13 protein-coding genes are annotated in these 16,455 nt (G+C 73.2%); 2 read left to right on the top strand and 11 right to left on the bottom strand.

All coding sequences use genetic code 11. From position 1 onward, the window contains the following. Positions 1-43: 43 nt before the first annotated feature. The 9 genes from AC1UE5_RS27060 to AC1UE5_RS27100 all read right to left on the bottom strand — a co-directional run bounded on the left by AC1UE5_RS27060 (position 44) and on the right by AC1UE5_RS27100 (position 11,556). Positions 44-1,648, bottom strand: a complete 1,605-nt coding sequence (locus tag AC1UE5_RS27060) for an MlaD family protein (protein ID WP_482929058.1) — start codon at positions 1,646-1,648, stop codon at positions 44-46. Beyond that, positions 1,648-3,021, bottom strand: coding sequence for an MlaD family protein (locus AC1UE5_RS27065; protein WP_482929059.1), 1,374 nt, complete (start codon positions 3,019-3,021; stop codon positions 1,648-1,650). Before AC1UE5_RS27065 ends, AC1UE5_RS27060 begins: the two co-directional genes overlap by 1 nt. After that, a complete protein-coding gene (locus tag AC1UE5_RS27070) occupies positions 3,021-4,553 on the bottom strand; it encodes an MlaD family protein (RefSeq protein WP_482929060.1) in 1,533 nt (510 codons plus the stop codon). The genes AC1UE5_RS27065 and AC1UE5_RS27070 overlap by 1 nt, the downstream gene beginning before the upstream one ends. Continuing rightward, positions 4,546-6,024 (bottom strand): MlaD family protein, encoded by a 1,479-nt coding sequence (locus AC1UE5_RS27075; RefSeq protein ID WP_482929061.1) that lies wholly within the window; start codon positions 6,022-6,024, stop codon positions 4,546-4,548. The genes AC1UE5_RS27070 and AC1UE5_RS27075 overlap by 8 nt, the downstream gene beginning before the upstream one ends. Beyond that, complete coding sequence (locus AC1UE5_RS27080; protein ID WP_482929062.1) at positions 6,021-7,535, bottom strand: MlaD family protein; 1,515 nt, start codon at positions 7,533-7,535, stop codon at positions 6,021-6,023. The genes AC1UE5_RS27075 and AC1UE5_RS27080 overlap by 4 nt, the downstream gene beginning before the upstream one ends. Beyond that, on the bottom strand, positions 7,532-8,875 hold the full coding sequence (locus tag AC1UE5_RS27085) for an MlaD family protein (RefSeq protein ID WP_482929063.1): 1,344 nt from the start codon (positions 8,873-8,875) through the stop codon (positions 7,532-7,534). The genes AC1UE5_RS27080 and AC1UE5_RS27085 overlap by 4 nt, the downstream gene beginning before the upstream one ends. A 148-nt stretch (positions 8,876-9,023) precedes the next feature. After that, complete coding sequence (locus AC1UE5_RS27090) at positions 9,024-9,998, bottom strand: ABC transporter ATP-binding protein (RefSeq protein ID WP_482929064.1); 975 nt, start codon at positions 9,996-9,998, stop codon at positions 9,024-9,026. A gap of 3 nt (positions 9,999-10,001) precedes the next feature. Then, positions 10,002-10,799 carry an ABC transporter permease gene (locus AC1UE5_RS27095; RefSeq protein ID WP_482929065.1) on the bottom strand — a complete coding sequence of 266 codons (798 nt, stop codon included), beginning with the start codon at positions 10,797-10,799 and terminating at the stop codon, positions 10,002-10,004. A gap of 16 nt (positions 10,800-10,815) precedes the next feature. After that, entirely contained in the window at positions 10,816-11,556 is a 741-nt protein-coding gene (locus AC1UE5_RS27100) for an MlaE family ABC transporter permease (RefSeq protein WP_482929074.1), read from the bottom strand. A gap of 223 nt (positions 11,557-11,779) precedes the next feature. Between AC1UE5_RS27100 and AC1UE5_RS27105 the strand changes: the two genes are divergently transcribed. Further along, entirely contained in the window at positions 11,780-12,361 is a 582-nt protein-coding gene (locus tag AC1UE5_RS27105; RefSeq protein ID WP_482929066.1) for a hypothetical protein, read from the top strand. 96 nt (positions 12,362-12,457) lie between these two features. Next, complete coding sequence (locus tag AC1UE5_RS27110) at positions 12,458-13,108, top strand: hypothetical protein (RefSeq protein WP_482929067.1); 651 nt, start codon at positions 12,458-12,460, stop codon at positions 13,106-13,108. Here the strand turns inward: AC1UE5_RS27110 and AC1UE5_RS27115 are convergent. Then, on the bottom strand, positions 13,105-15,810 hold the full coding sequence (locus tag AC1UE5_RS27115; RefSeq protein WP_482929068.1) for a helix-turn-helix transcriptional regulator: 2,706 nt from the start codon (positions 15,808-15,810) through the stop codon (positions 13,105-13,107). The genes AC1UE5_RS27110 and AC1UE5_RS27115 overlap by 4 nt on opposite strands. Positions 15,811-15,821: 11 nt before the next feature. After that, positions 15,822-16,455, bottom strand: a 634-nt coding sequence (locus AC1UE5_RS27120) for a helix-turn-helix transcriptional regulator (RefSeq protein ID WP_482929069.1), incomplete at its 5' end; no start/stop codon positions are given.

Raw genomic sequence — 16,455 nt, forward strand, 5'->3', positions numbered from 1 at the left:
TGCAAGGTACGCGACCGCGCCGTCCGGCGGCGCGGTACGCGACCTACCTCGACGGGGCCGGGACCCGCGTGCTGGACGCCGCCTCGCGGACGCCCGGGAAGACGCTCGTCTGGCCGCCGGCCGCGCCGACGACGCCCTCGTTGACCGTGAACGGCCCCTGCGCGACGCAGCGCGGCGCGGGGGTGTTGCGGTCCGCGTTCGCGAAGACGTAGTTGAGGATGTTCTGCGCCAGCACGTCGGTGGTCGGCACCGGCGGCGCGACCGGGTTGGTCGGCGGCAGCGGGTTGACCACCAGCGGGAACGCGGTGCCGAGCCTCGACGCCAGCTCCGCTTGCGAGCCGGGGCTCGGGTTGCGGTTGCCGCAGTGGCGCGTGTCGTAGCTGAGCAGCGAGCCCTCGGCCTGCGCGAGCGCCCCGTTCGGCTTCATGTACGGGTTGGTGCGGTTCGAGCCGAGCCGGCGGTTCGGGTACACGGCGACCGACTCGGGGTTGAGCGGGTTCGACGTGCGCAGGTAGTGGATGCCGTTCGAGCGCGCCTGCGTGGCCGCGGGGACGTTCGCGAGGAACCCGCGCAGCTCGTTGCGGTTGGAGCCGATGTAGCTCAGCAGCGGGTTGAGCTGCTTGAGCGTCGGATCGAACTCGCCGAGCGCCGGGCGCAGGTCCTCGAGGAACCGCTCGAGCGCCGGCAGGCCCTTCTCGGACGCGTCGATCAGCGGCTCGAGGTTCTCGATCAGCGCGCGCAGGTCGGGCGACAGCTCGTCGAGCTCCTGCAGCGTCGGGCTCATCTCGCGCGCGGCGGGCCGCAGCTGGCGGACGAGCGGGTCGCTGTTCTCGGAGAACTCGGTGAGCCGCTCGACGGTCTCCTGCGCCTCGCGGTTGAACGTCGGGAAGACGGTGAAGAGCTGGCGCAGCTCCTCGTCGCGGTCGGCGGTCGTCGAGAAGACGGCGTTGGAGTTGCGGATCAGCCCCTGGAGCTGGCCGGTGCGCTCGCTCAGCGCGTCGAAGACCTGGCCGGTGTTGCGGACGACCTGCCGCAGCGCACCCTCCTGCGTGTCCAGCGTGCGCAGCAGCTCGGTGGTGTCCTCGGCGAACGGGTCGAGGTTGCCGAGCGCGTCCGAGATGTCCTGCGCGCGCCCGTTCAGCGAGCGCGACTGCTGCTGCATCCAGGTCTGGAACGCCTGGCGCGTCTTCGGGTCGAACGCCCGGAAGATCTCGTCCAGCTCGACCGTCTCGGCGACCTGGCCCATCGGCAGCTGGCCGCCCTCGGGCAGCGTCGGGCCGTTGCCGGTGCCCGGCGTCAGCTCGACGTACGTCTCGCCCAGCAGCGTCTTCTGGCGCAGGATCGCGCGCGAGTCGCGGGGCAGCGGCGCGAACCGCTCCTGCAGCTCGATGACGGCGAGCGAGCGGCCGGTCTCGCGGTTGGCCTCGACCGACTTGACCTTGCCGACGGGCACGCCGGAGATCCGCACGTCGGCCTCGACCGCGAGCTGGGTCGCGGACGGGAAGCTCGCCTCGAAGCGGTAGCCCTTCGGCTTGAGCGGGATCGGGCCGCCGAACGCCAGCCACAGGAAGAGCAGCAGGCCGAAGCACGACAGCGCGAAGAGCACCATCGTCAGCATGCGGCCGAGGGTCGGAGCCTGCTTCTGCACTACCTCGTCCCCGTCCCGGTCGTGGTGCCGGTCGCCGGGGCCGTCGTCGTCAGGCCGGGCGTCGCCGGGCAGGTCTGCGCCGACTGCGGCACGCCGGTGAGCTGCGCGATCAGACCCAGGCGCGGGTCGCCGGCGATGATCGTGTCGAGCACCTTGGCGGTCGCGCAGGTGAGGAACACCGTGCCCCGGCGGACCGGGCCCTGCGCGTCCTGGGTGTTGAAGAGCACCGTGCCGATGTGGCCCGCCCACGACGCCCAGAAGAGGTAGCCCTCCTCGCCGCCGGGCGGGTTGTAGGCCAGCTCGTTGACCGCGTAGTTGAGGACCTCGAACGAGTCGACCAGGTCGGGCGCCGTCTTCGCCAGGTCGCGCGCGGCCGGGCGCAGCGACTTGATCGTCGGCTGCACGTCGCGGGCGAAGGGGCGGATCTCGTCGCGGATGATCGGCGTCGTCTCGCGCAGGAACGGCCGCGACTGCTCCAGCGACGGGCCGAGCGCGCGCGCCGCCGGGCGCAGCGACTGGAGCGTCGGCCCCAGCTCGTCGGCCAGCCCGTCCACGCGCGCGAGCGTCGTGTTCGTCTGCTCGAGCGTCGGCGGGAGCTGCTCCAGCGCGCTGCGCAGGTTCTGGTCCTGCGCGGCGAAGGAGCGGAAGACGGCGTTGGAGCTGTCGACGAGCTGCGCGAGCTGGTCGTCCTTCTCGCCGACGGCCTCGACGAGCTTGCTCAGGTTGGAGATCGACGCCTTGATGTTCTTGCGGCGGGTCTCGAGCGCGCCCGTGATCGCGCGCAGGTCGCGGGCGCCCGGCTCGAAGCGCTTGAACGTGGCGGCGAGGTCGTCGCCGCGCTTGTCGAGCCCTTCGCCGGCGCCGTCGACCAGCAGGCGCAGGTAGTCGCGCGTGTCGCGATCCAGGCTCGCGAGGATCTCGTCGAACTTGACGTCGGGCAGCGTGTTCTGGACCGGGACCGTCCAGCCCTCGGGGACGCGCCCGCCCTTCGTGCCCGGCGACATCTCGATCGTCATGTCCTCCAGGCCCGTCTTCGGGCGCAGGAGCATCGTCGCGTCCTTGCGGATCTTGTCGCGGTACTTGCCCTGGATCTTCAGCTCGACCCGCGCGCGCCCGTCGACGAGGTCGACGCGCGAGATCTCGCCGACGTTCACGCCCGCGATCGTCACCGTCTGGCCCTGGCCGGGGGTGATCGCCTTCGCGGTCTCGAACTCGGCGTTCATCGTGAAGAAGTCGCTGCCGAGCACCGGCACCCACGACGGCAGGTAGAAGCGCTGGTTCGACAGGATCACCGACGAGACCAGGAACGCGACGACGACCAGCCCGACGATCGCGAGGAAGTCGAGGAGGTGCTTGCGGATCGCGCGCTTCATCAGCGGCCGCCCGCCTTCGCCGCCGTGGCCGTCGCCCGCGCGCCGTCGGCCGGGCCGATCCTCGCGCTGTTGAGGTCCGGGATCTGCTGCTTGTAGCAGTCCAGGTCAGGCCGGTAGGCGGGGCGCTTGCCGGGGTACGCGGGGCGCGTCCCGAGCGTCGGGATCGCCGGGTTGAAGTACGCCGTGTTGCCCGTCGTGTTCAGCTTGCCGGTCGCCTGCGTCGCCAGGCTGCCGCCGGTCTGGAAGCGCACCATCTGGCCGTTGCCGTCGAAGTTCTGGCCCTCGCCGGCGAGGCCCACGAGCGCGTACCAGAACTCCTTGTAGTTCTCGACGCCGGTCTCGAAGCCCGCGCGGGCGCCGGTCTCGCGGATCTTGATGTCGCCGGTCGGCAGCAGCACGCGGTCGACGCACCTGGCGAACTTGTCCTGCTCGGGGAAGAACGAGATCGTCGCCTTCGTCGCCGCGGCGAGGTCGCGCGCGGCCGGTGACAGCTCGGCGGCCAGGCCCTGCAGCTCCGGCTTGGACATCAGCGCGGTCATCTGCTCGATCCACGGGAACGACGCGTCGATCGTCGCGTCGGACTCGCGGACGCCCGGCAGGATCTCGCGGGCGAACGCGCGCGTCGGCGGGAAGGCGCGGTTGAGCGACGCGAACGCGGCGTTGGCGTTGCGGGTCGTCTCCGGCAGCAGGCTGACGGCCTCGGAGACGTTCTCCTGGTTGTCGCCGAAGATCGCCGCGGTGCGGTTGAAGTTCGTGACGTTGTCCTGCAGGACGCGCTCGTTGCGGGCCAGCGCCGCGGTGACCTTCTGCAGGCCGTCGATCAGGCGCGAGACGTCGCGGCGGTCCTCGCCGAGGAAGGCGTCGTTGACGATCGCCGCGCCGCGCAGCGCCGGGCCCGCGTCGTCGTACGAGTCGTTGATCGACTCCGCCGCGGTCTCCCCCAGCACCGACTCGTCCTGCGGGACCTCGGTGTCGTCGGACCGCCGCGGGTCGCCGTCGAGGCCCTGGCCGAGCTCCGCGAGGAGCGTCTTGAGGTCCTCCCGCGTGTCGTTCTGCAGCGCGGTCAGCACCTCGTCGAGCTGGACGGGCGACGCGGTCTGCGTTACGCGGATCGTGTCGCCGTCGCCGATCGTGGGCGAGCCGGGCGTGCCGGGCGACAGGTCGACGAAGAAGTTGCCCTCGAGGAAGATGCGCGAGCGGATCTTGAGCGTGGCGTCCTTGTGGATCGGCAGGCCCTTGTCCGAGATCTCCATCTCGACCTCGGACATGTTCGTGTCCTCGTAGCGGCGGATCGCCTTGACCTTGCCGACGTCGACGCCGGCGATGCGGACGGGCGAGTTCGGGCGGATCGAGTTCGCGTTCTCGAACACCGCGGTGACGCGGTAGCCCTTGGTGAACGGGACGTCCTTGGTGAAGCCGAGGTAGCACCCGATCAGCACGGCCACCACGACGACCGCGCCGACGACGACCGGCGAGCGGCCGCGGCGGTCCTTGCGGGGGATGCGCGTCCCGGTGCTGCGCGCGTCAGCCATCGTCGCGGACACCCCCCGCCTGGTTGCCCGGGATCGCGCTCGAGGGCAGGCCGTTGTCGTTCAGCGTGCGCTCGGTGCGGTCGACGTTCAGGCCCTGGTTGCCCGGCACGTTGCCGATCACCGCGCGGCCCGGGATCCAGTTCTCGTTGCCCGCCTCGCACTCGTTGGTGCGGCCGCCGCCCGGCGTGTTGGGGAACGGGTTCTGGTGCAGGAAGTTCTCCGCGATGCCGCCGCCGTTGGCGAAGCTGCTCGACGGGCCGCCCTCGTTGTTCGGGCCCTCGGGGGCGCCGACGATGATGAACCGCTGCCACGTGCCGTTGGCGTCGCCCTCGGACAGGAGCGAGGCGGCGTTGCGGAAGAAGAGCGAGACGTAGTTGCACGTGGTCTGGAGCGGCGCGAGGTCGGCGAGCGTCGGCTTGGCGATCTCCGCGGTGGTGCGCAGGCCGTTGATGCCGAGCGACGAGTCGGGGTCCTCCGCGAAGGCCTGCAGCGCCTCGAAGGCCGGCTCCAGGCGCTCGTTCAGCTCGACCGAGTCCTCGAGCACCGTCTTCCCCTCCTCGAACGTCGCGGCGAGGTCCGGGGCCGCCGAGCGCAGCGCGCGCACGCCGGGGCGCAGCTCGCTGAACAGCAGCTCGGTCTGGCGGAGCACCGGGCGCTGCTTGGGGAAGTCCTCGATCGCGGTCTCCATCGCCGGGACGCCGGTGGAGATCGTCTCCTGCAGGCCGTCGCGCACGTCGGACAGCGCCGTGAAGGTCGTGTCCAGGCCGCGGAAGAGCGAGGCCTGCTCGGCCCCGACCGGCGCCGCCTCGGCGGCCGCCTGGCCGAGCCCGCGGAACAGCCCCGGCAGGTCGGTCGACGGGCTCGCGAGGTTCGCCATGACCGGCTGGAGCGTGCGCAGCAGCCCGGGCAGCGAGCCGAGCGCGTCGTTGATCGACGCGCCGCGCACCGCGACCGCGCCGCCGAACTCGTTCAGGTTCGTACGCGAGGCGCCGCGGGTCGGCTCGTCGAACGTGTTGAAGACCTCGTCGATCTCGACCGGCTCGGGCGTCGCCTGCGCGAGCGGGATCGTGTCGCCCGTCTCGAAGCCCTCGGTGGCGTCGCCCTTGACGAGCTCGAGGTACTTCATGCCGAGCGCCGACCGCGGCCGGACCATGACGGTCGAGTCCCTGGGCAGCGGGTCGACGACCGTCTCGAGCTTGAGGTGGAGCACCGCGCTCACCGCCCCGTTGCGCTCGTGCCGCGGGGTGATGTCGTCGATGACGCCGACGCGCGAACCGCCGATGCGCACCTCGCCGCCCGGCCCGAGGTTCGCGGCGCTCGGCACCACGGCCTTCAGGTCGTACGTCGGCACGAACGGCAGGCCGTTGTTGGCGTTGTACGCGAGGAAGACCGCGACAGTGACGATCAGGACCGTCGCCGCGCCGATCAGGACGGGGTTCGCCGCGACGGAGGCCGCGCCGCGCCGGTTCACTCCTCACCCCCGAGCAGGTAGTCGAGCAGGCCGGCCTGCTCGTCGCTCACGCGCGCGGAGCGGCTGGCGGCGGCCGTCTGGCCGCTCACCGACTGCTGCGCGGCCTGCTTGCCGCCGTCGAGGTCGTCCCCCGGCAGGACGTTGCCCGGCAGCGCCAGCGCGTCGTCCTTCTTCGCGGTCTTCGCGCCCTTCGCGTTGCGCTGGGCGACGGCGGCGGCCGAGCGGTCCTCGCCGGCGCTCGCGGCGGCGGCCTCGGCGTCCTCCTCGTCCTCCTGCTCGGACCAGCGCGCCGAGCAGCCCGGCTGCGGCGTGGTCACGTACGTCGTGCAGGTGTTGACGATCAGGCCCGCGCGCAGGTAGTGGCCGAGCGAGTCGTAGCCGTTGGTCGACGCGACGGTGAAGAAGAGCGTGTCCATCAGCCGCTCGATGCCGCCGGTGTCGCGCAGGCTCGTCGCCAGCTCGGCGAGGTCCTCGACCGCGGGCTGCGCGGTCTGGAACAGCTCGCGCGCGTCGTCGGTGATGGGCTTGGAGGCCACGAGCGCCGGACGGCCGACCTTGGCAGCCTCGCCCAGCGACTCCAGCGCCGGGATGCCGGCCTCGCTGAACGGCCCGAGGTTCTCGAAGATCGTGTTGATCTGCGGGGCGACCGCGCCCAGGTCCTCCAGGACCGGCTCGAACTCGTCGGCGAACCCGTCGAGGCGCTCCATCGTCGGCTTCAGCTCGGCGAGGAACTTGGGCAGCAGCTCGAAGTTGCGCTCCAGGTCGGCGCGGCGGTCGGCCGTCGCGCGGGAGACGTCGTTGGCCTGCTCGATGAAGTCGGCGACCGCCTCGCGGTCCTGCGCCAGCGGCGCGAGCGCGGCGTCGGAGTCCTTGGCGAGCTTGGCCAGCACCTCGTTCTGGTCGGCGAGGAGCTTGAGCACGCGGTTGGTGGTGCCGAGCGCGGGGTTCGCGCGGCGGATCGTCTCGTTGAGGTCCTCGCCGCGGCCCGCGAGGCCGGCGCCGAGCTCGTTGAGGATGATCGCCAGCCGCTGGCGCTCGGGGAGGCGCGTGACGTTGTTGATGAGGTCGACGTCGACGGGCTTGCTCGTCTGCGTGACCGGCAGGAGGTACTGGCCGGCGCCGGGCTCGCCGTCGGCGATCCGCTTCAGCGCGGGCGGCGCCTGTTCCCCCGCGCGGCGCGGCTGGGTGAGCGTGCACTCGACGAACCGCTCGCCGATCAGCGACTGCGGGCGGATCGTGCAGGTCGCGTCCTCGCGGAAGTCCTTGAAGCCGTCGCGCGTGATCTTCAGGACCACGGCCGCGCGGTTGTCGTCGGTGACCTCGAGGGCGTCGATCTTGCCGACGTTGACGCCGCTGACGCGCACGTCCTCGCCCTCGATCACCGTGAACGCGTTGTCGAAGATCGCGCGGACCTTGTAGTCGCCCGAGCCGTCGTCGGACGCGCCGGTGCCCAGCACGAGCACGACGAGGGCCACGACGGCGATGGCGGCGATGGAGACGACGCGTTTCACGAGCCGGGGAGCGCCGTCGAGGCGTCGCAGTCGAGGTTGTCGTCGGTGAACGGCGCGGAGCCGTCGGGCGCCTTCTGGCTCGCCGCGCCCGGGCAGCGCTTGAGCTGGCCGCCGGTGAGCCGCTGGAGGCCGCTCAGGCGCTCGTTCGGGCTCTGCGGGGTCAGCGTGCCGCCGTTCTCGTCGTCGGTGAACTTGAAGTTGCCGGTGAGCGGCGTGACGCGCGCGTAGTGGCCGTTGGCGTCGTAGTTGGCCGCCACCAGGCCGAAGTCGCGGAACCAGCCGACGAGGTCGGGCGCGTACGGACGGGCGAAGTCGAGGACCGGCGTCGAGCGGTTGAGCGCCTTGGTCGTGTTCTTCAGCGACGGCGAGGCCACGCGCTGCAGCTGCGGCGTGAGGTTCGTCAGCTCGACCAGGTCGTTGTCCTTGCCCGCGCGGCGGATCGCCGTCTGCAGGTCGTGGACCGTCGGCTGCGCGTTCTCGATCAGCGGGCGCAGCTCGCGCATGAAGCGGGCGAGGTCCTTCGTCGCGGGCTTGGACTCGTCGACCAGCTCGTCGAGGTCGTCGAGCGCGGCGCGCAGGTTGACGAACGTCGAGTTGCCGCGGCGGAGCGTGTCGGGCAGCTGGGCCAGCGCCTCGGAGAGCGCGACGTTCTCCTGCGCGATGCCGGCGGCGGCGTTGTTCGCGTTGGAGACGAGGCTCGTGATGTCGTCGCGGCGCTCGGCCAGCGCCGTCATCGCACGGCCGCCGTCGACCAGCAGGCGCGACAGCGTCTCGGAGTCGCGGTTGACCTCGTTGACCAGCGCGCGCGTCGTCGACAGCGCGGGGTTGAAGTACTCGGCGGCCTCGTTGGCCTGGTCGCCCTTGTCGCCGAACTGCGCGGCAGAGCCCTGGATGACGCGCTGGAGGGCGCGGCGGGTCTCGGCGTCGAGCGTGTTGAAGAGCTGGTCGAGGTCGACGATCGTCTCGGTGTCGGACGCGTCGAGCAGCGAGCTGTCCTCCAGCTCCGGCGCGTTGTTCGGGCCCGGCTTGAGCTCGACGTAGCGGTTGGCGACGCCCGACAGCGAGGTGGCGCGGATGGTCGCGGTCGTGCCGCGGTGCAGCGGCGCGAACTCGTTCGACACCGCGATCTCGACCTCGGCCTGGTTGTCGTTCGTCAGCCGGATGTCCGTGATCCCGCCCACGCGGCGCCCGCCGATCTGCACGTCGTCGTCGTTGACGAGCTGACCGGCCGACTCGAAGCGCAGCTTGTACGTGGTCGTGTCCTCCCCACCGAGCAGGAGCACGGCGGCGAGCACGACCGCGACGAGGAGCCCGCCGAGCGCGATTGCGCGCGCAGCCATCAGCGGGATCTCCTAGCGCGTGGGGTGGTGACGCTCAGGGACAGGGTGCGAGGGGTGGGGTGGTGGGACCTGCGGGTGCCGCAAGCCGCGGCGGATCATGAGCACCGAGTGTTGACCCGGTGTTAGGGAGGAGTTCTCGGTTGGAGTTCTATTCCATGCCCAGCGGTCCCTGCGACTCGCCGGAGAGGAACTGCCGCACGAACGGGTTGTCGGACTCGAAGAGCTCCTCGGCCGGGCCGGACTCGACGATCCGCCCCTTCCACAGCACGGAGATGTGCTCGGCCACGCGGCGCGCGGTCATGATGTCGTGGGTGATGATCGAGAAGGCCGGCAGGCGCCGGTCGGTGCCCTCGCGGTCGCTCATCATCTCCGCGTGGATCTCCTGGATCAGCTCGCCCAGGAGCGCGGTGCGGACCGGGTCGAGGCCCGAGTCGGGCTCGTCGAAGAGGACGATGTCCGGGTCGAGGACCAGCGCGCGCGCGAAGCCCGCGCGCTTGCGCATGCCGCCGGACAGCTCGTTCGGCATCTTGTCGCCCGCGTTGCCCAGGCCGACCTCGGCCAGGCGTCGGTTGACGATGTCCGCGATCTCGTCCTCGCCCTTGTCGGTGTGCTGCCGGAGCGGGAAGGCCGTGTTGTCCCAGACGTTCATCGAGCCGAACAGCGCGCCGTCCTGGAAGAGGACGCCGAACTTCTTGCGCATCTCGAACAGCTCGTCGTCCTGCATGTTCGGCACGGACTCGCCGTGGACCAGGACGTCGCCCTCGTCGGGGTAGAGCAGGCCGACCATGTGCTTGATGCACACGGACTTGCCGGTGCCCGACGGGCCGAGGATCATCGAGATCTTGCCCTCCGGCAGGCCCATGTTGAGGCCGCGGAGGATCTTGTTGCGGCCGAAGGCCTTGTGGACGTCGATGAACTCCACCGCGTCCGCGGCGCCGTGCGGGCGCTGCTGACCGGTGTGCCAGCGGTACTCGTCCTCCTCGTCCGTCGCGCCGGCGCTCGGCTCGCGGATGACCGAGACGCGGGACGTCTCCTGCGTCGCCGCCGCGGGCTCGTCGCGCAGGTCCTCGTCGCGCAGGTCGTCGTCGCGGACGTCCTCGTCGTGCGTGCGCTCGTCGTCCATGGGTCAGCCTCCGATCGGTGCTCTCGGGTTGGCGCCCCAGAACAGCTGGGTGCCGAGCATCCCGATGAGATGCACGAGCACGATGTTGAGCACCATCGATTTCGCCGTTGCCGCTCCCACGCCGACCGGGCCTCCGGACGCGTGGTAGCCGTAGTAGCAGCCCACCAGCACGATGGCCGTGGCCATCGTCATCCCCTTGATCACGGAGTACAAGAGGTCCGGTGGGTTCTGGAACATCCAGAAGATGAGGAAGTAGCCGCCTGAGGACACCTCGCCGATCTGCTCGACGACCGCGAGGTAGGAGGCGAAGAAGCCGGCCCCGACGGACGCCATGTAGATGAACGGCAGCGTGATCCACGCGGCCAGCAGGCGGGTGGCGCAGAGGAAGAGCACCGAGTCGATGCCCATGACCTCGAGCGCGTCGATCTCGTCCGAGATCCGCATCGAGCCGAGCTCGGCGACGATGCCGGTGCCGACCTTCGCGGCCATCATGTAGCCGAACGCGTACGGGACCAGCTCGCGCAGGTCGCACCACGCCGCGAAGACGCCGGCGTACGCCGGGGCGCCCTGGGCGCGCGTGAAGTACGCGCCCTCGATGCCGCACTGGAGGCCGATGATGAACACCAGGCCCCAGATGACGATCGTCGAGGAGAGGATCAGGATCCCCGCCTGGCGCAGCGCCTCGCCGAAGAACTTCGTGACGCGCAGCGTGAAGACCATCGCCACGATGCGGCTGCAGAACTTCGCGATGTCGCCCAGCGACGCGAGCCAGTCGCGCGGGACGTCGAGCCAGCCCTGCATCAGCGCTCGCCCTCCGTCATCGGATGACCTGGATCTCGGGGTGGGTCGCGAGCAGCGTCTGCGTGAAGACGTAGTTGAACGCGAACACGCCGAGGAACGCGATGACGACCGCCTGGTTGACCGCGCGGCCCACGCCCTCCGCACCACCGGACGCCGTCATGCCCTTGTAGCAGCAGACGATGGCGACGATCGCGCCGAAGCCCGTGCATTTGAGGACCGACCCCCAGAGGTCCGTGGTGCTCGCGTTGGTGAAGAAGGTGGCCCAGAACGGCCCGAGCGGCGCGTCGTAGACGAGCGTCGCGACGACGCCGCCGAAGATGCCGAACAGCAGCGCGTAGATGTCGAACAGGCCGGTGATGAGCATCAGCGCGAGGAAGCGCGGGACGACCAGGTTCTTGACCGGGTCGACGCCGAGCACCTGCAGCGCGTCGAGCTCCTCGCGGATCTTGCGGGCGCCGAGGTCCGCGGTGATCGCGGTGCCGGCCACGCCGGCGACGATGATCGCGGTGACGAACGGCGCGAACTCGCGGATCGACGCGAGGACGAAGAAGCCGCCCAGGCGGTCGAGCGCCCCGAAGAGGACCAGGAAGTTCGCGCCCTGCAGGCCCGGCGCGCCGTAGCCGAACGCGACCGTGCTGACGAGCAGCGGGAACCAGCAGAGCTTCAGGGCGAAGAGGAACTGGCTGACGAACTCCCCGCCGTAGGGATAAGGAGGCCTCAGGGCGGAGACGATCGTCTTGCCCGTGAGGATCATCATGTCCCCGACCTCTTCGAGCAGGTTCTTCATCGGGAGGAACCCGCGATCGGCGACGCTTCTGACCAACCCTCTCCCCTTCGTGCTTTGACCGTGAAGGCAGGGCGGGACGGCCGCCTTGCCGAACGGGAGCGTACGCAATGCTCGCTCGGCGTGACAAATGGCAACCGACGCCTAACAAACGACCGGCGTGCGTCTCCGGGCCTTCTGGTACGTTCGCGGCTCTATGAGGAGGGGTCTTCGGTTCACCCTGCCGGCCGCGCTTGCCGCAACGGCCCTTGCAGCCGCCGGCTGCGGCGGTGACGACGACGCGCGGCAGGACGCCGACGAGCCCAGCGGCAACTGGGGCATCGAGGTCGTCGAGGCGAAGTTCGCCGAGCAGCAGCGGCTCGCCGATCAGACGACGCTGACCATCCGCGTGCGGAACACCGAGGACCGCGCCGTGCCGAACATCGCGGTCACGGTCGACGGGCTCGCGAGCCGCTCCGAGCAGGCCGGCCTGGCCGACGCCGAGCGGCCGACGTGGATCGTCGACGACGGCCCGCGCGGCGGCGTCACGGCGTACACCAACACGTGGGCCCTCGGCCGGCTCGCCCCCGGCGAGTCGAAGACGTTCTCGTGGAAGGTCACGCCGGTCAAGGCCGGCAAGTACGAGGTGAGCTACCGCGTCGCCGCGGGCCTCGACGGCAAGGCGAAGGCGGTCGCGGTCGACGGCAAGCGGCCCGAGGGCACGTTCGCGGTGGACGTCTCGCGGGAGCCGGCGCAGTCGCGGGTCGACCCCGACACCGGCGAGGTCATCAGGAACTAGCCCCGCCGCCGCGGGCGCGCGGCGGGTGGTGGCGGCGCGGGGTTTTGCGGAGCCTCCCCGATGTGCCGCAGAGCCGGCGCGGCGAAGGTGCGAGGCGTGCTCCAGCTGATCGCCCCGCCCCACGCCCCGACGTCCGTCCCGAGCGACCTGCGCGCGCTCGGCGTGACGCTGCGCGCCGCGCGCTCCGCCGGCGCCCATGCGCGGTCGGCGTGGGGGCTCGACCGGCGCCAGGCGGCGCGGGATCTCGCGTACGTCGTCGCCGCCGCCGACGCCGCGCTGGCGGGCGCCGGGTCGGCCGAGCCGGTCGCCGGGCTCCTCGCCGAGGCACGGTCGCTCGCAGACGAGGCGGGGTCGCGGCCCGCCGTCCTCCCCACGCTCATCGCCCGGCTCGACACGGCGCTCGCCGCGCTCGGCGTGCTGCTCGACCCGTTCGCGCCCGGCGGGTGGACGCTCGCGTGCGGCGATCGGTGCTCGATCCTCGAGGTGGCCGACGTCGCCCGCTCCGCCCGCGCAAGCGGCGTGGAGGTGCGGCTGGAGGCCGACTGGCTCGCGCTCGCCCACGTCCCCTCGCCGGTGGCGCAGCGCACGCGCCGGGAGGTCTCCGACGGGCTCGCCGCGCTCCGGCGCCGCCGCCAGGGCGCGCCGCTCACGGTGACGCTGCGGCCGGCGGGCGAGGACGTGGTCGTCGACGTCGCTGCCGTCGCGGACGACCGCGGCGGCCGGATCGCGCGCCAGGTCGCCGCTTAGCCGGCGGCGACGAGCGCCGCGAGCTGGGTGCGCGAGGCGAGCCCGAGCTTGCGGTAGATCGCGCCGAGGTGGTGCTCGACGGTCTTCGGGCTGATGAACAGCGCCCCCGCGACGTCGCGGTTCGTCTGCCCCTCGGCGACCAGCAGGGCGACCTGCAGCTCGCCCGGGGTGAGCGCCCGCAGCGGCGCCGCGGCGTGATCGGCTGGGGCGCCGCCCGCGGCGCGCAGCTCGGTCCGCGCCCGCTCCGCCCACGGCTCGGCGCCGAGCCGGTCGAACGCGTCGAGGGCGCGCTCCAGCGGCGCGCGGGCGTCCCCGCGGCGGCGCGCGCGGCGCAGGCGCTCCCCCACGACGAGCTCGGTGCGTGCGCGCTCGAAGGGCAGGTCGACCCGGTCGTGCGCCGCGAGCGCCGCCGCGGCGTGCCGCTCCACGTCGTCGTCGGCGGCCAGCAGCACGCGCCCGCGCTCCACGATCGCCGCGTCCCACGCACCGCCTGTCGCCGCGGCCTGCGCGTCGAGCCGCGCGAGCACCTCCGCCGCGCGGTCGGGCTCCCCCACGCGCACGAGCGCCTCGACGAGGTCGGCGGCGGAGAACGCGATCGCCGGCTCGCCGTGGCGGTGCTCGACGCCGTATCGGTCGGCGCGGTCCAGCCACAGCAGCGCCTCGTCGGCCCGTCCGGCGGTCAGCTCCACGAACCCGAGCGCGGCGTGGACGTGCATGAGCGTCGCCTCGCCGGCGAACCGCTCGGCCAGCGCGAGGCCCTCGCGCGCGTGGGCGCGCGCCTCCTCCAGCAGCCCGATGCCCGCGTCCGCGCGCACGAGGTACGGGATCGCGACCGCGATGCCCGCGAGCTGGCCGGTCTCGCGCGAGATGCGCACGGCCTCCTCGGCGTCGGCGCGCGCGGCGGCCCAGCGGCCGCGCCGCCAGTGCAGCTGGGTCTGGACGATGAGCGGGAGCGGCAGCCGGCCGACCGCGCCGGCCCGGCGCGCGCGGGCGACGAGCGTCGCGGCGATCGCCTCGGCGCGGGCGAAGTCCTCCAGCCACATCGCCGCGGTCGCGGTCATGCCGACGATCTCGGCCAGCGGCGAGAGCGGATCGGGGTCGGCGAGCACGGGCGCGCCAGCCTCGAACAGCCGCCGCGCCTCCTCGGTCCGGCCGAGCACCGCGAGCGCCTGCCCGTGCAGCAGCATCGCGATCTGCGCCATGAACGGCTCGCTGTCGGCCACGAGCGCGAGCGCCCGCTCGGCGGTCTCCGCGAGCCCCACGACGTCGCCGCTCATCATCCGCGCTGCGGCCGCTTCGAGCAGCATCAGCGCGGCGATCGGCGGCGCGCCGGCCGCCGTCGCCGCGGCCGCGAGCCCTTCGAGGATCTGCCGCGCCTCCTCCGGCTCGCCCTGCCGCAGCAGCGTCTGCGCGCGCAGCCGCTCGGCCTGGCCCTGCACGGCCGGGTCCGCGGTGCCGCCGGCGGACGCGCGGGCGAGCTCGATCGCGCGCTCCAGCTCCCCGGCCACGGCGGCGTCGGTCGCTGCTTCGAGCTGGCGGCGGGCGCGCGCCTCCGCGTCGGTCGACAGCTCGGCGGCGCGCGCGTACGCGCGGACGGCCTCGGCGTGACCGCCGCGGCGGCGCGCGTCGGCCCCGGCGGCCTCCAGCGCGGTCGCGACGTCCTCGTCGGGGCCGGCGGCGGCGCGGGCGAGGTTCCACGCGCGGCGCGACGGGTCGGTGAGCTGGTCGGCCAGCGCGGCGTGGACCGCGCGGCGCACGCTGCTCGGCTGGCCGTGGTAGGCGGCGGAGGCGAGCAGCGGGTGGGCGAACGCACGGGCGTCGTCGATCAGCCCGGCGGCCTCCGCGGGGCCGAGGTCCGCGTCGAGGGCGGCGAGCGCGGCGTCGACGGCACCGGCCTCCACCCCGGCGGCCGCGGCGAGCAGGCAGAGCGCGCGCTGCGTCGCCTCCGGGAGCGCAGCCAGCTGCGCCTCGAACGACGCCTGCACGCCCCGTTCGGCGGCGAGCTGCGGACCGAGCGGCGCCCGGCCCGCGGCCTGGTCGGCGCTGAGGCCGCGGCGCAGGGTCAGCAGCGCGAGCGGGTTGCCGTGCGCGCCGTCGACCAGCGCGTCGAGCACCGCTGGCGCGACCGTCTCCCGCTCGCCGGCGAGCGCGCGGGCGGCCTCGGTGTCGAGCGGTGCGAGCGCGAGCCGCTCGAGGTCGGGCGCCTCGTCGGGGTCGCGGCTGGCGAGCACGAGCGCGACGCCCTCCGCGCCGAGGCGGCGGGCGGCGAAGACGAGCGCGTCACGCGAGGCGGGGTCGAGCCAGTGCGCGTCGTCGACCAGCGCGAGCACGGGGTGCTCCTCGGCCAGGTGCGCGAGCAGCGCGACGATCGCGGCCGGGAGCGCGAAGCGGTCCGTCGGCGAGCCCTCCTCGAGCGCGAACGCGCTGCCGAGCGCCTGCCGCTCGGTCGCCGTCAGGCGCTCGCGCTCGCCCAGCACAGGCCCGAGCAGCTCGAGCAGCGCGGCGTACGGCAGGTCGGCCTCGACCTCCCGCCCGCGTGTGCGGAGCAGGCGGACGTCGGCGGCGTCCGCCAGGTCGTCGAGCAGCGCGGTCTTGCCGATGCCCGGCGGCCCGGTCACGACGAGCGCGGTGCTGCGGCCCGCGCGGGCGGCGTCCAGCACCGCGGCGAGGCGGCCGCGCTCACGTCTCCGGCCGTGGAGCATCCGCGGGCAGTCTATGGCGCGTCCACGCGCACGAGGCCCGCCAGCTCCTTGCGCGACCGGACGCCGACGCGCCGGTAGATGGCGGTCAGCCGCCGCTCCAGCGTGGCCTCGCTGAGGAGGAGCTCCGCGGCGATCTCGCGGTTCGTCGCGCCGGCGGCGACGAGCGCGGCGATGCGCTGCTCCTCGGGGCGCAGCACGACCGTCCCGGGCGCGGTGCGGTCGGCGACCTGCGCACCGGCGAGGCGCAGCTCCTCGCGCGCGGTCGCCGCGAAGCCCGGGGCGCCGAGCTGCTCCAGCAGCGCCAGCGCCCGCGCGAGGTGGACCCGGGCGGGGCCGAACCGGCGGGCGCGGCGGTGGCGGCTGCCGACCGCCAGCTCGGCGCGGGCGCGGTCGAGCGGCGTCCCCTCCGCGCCGGCGGCGGGCGCATCGTCGGGAGCGGCGTCGCCGGTGAGGAGCGCCCGCGCGCGGGCCGCCGCGAGCGTCCCGCCGGTCCCCGCCCCGGCGGCCTCCCACGCCGCGAGCGCGTCGTCGCGGCGGCCGGCGGCGAGCAGCGCCTCGACGTGGTCGGCGTGCCAGGCGGGCGGCGCCGCGGGGCCGGCCGCGGCGAGCGCGGCGGCGGCGGGCGCGAGCGCGTCCGCGGGGGCA

The sequence above is a fragment of the Parviterribacter multiflagellatus genome (assembly GCF_056863265.1).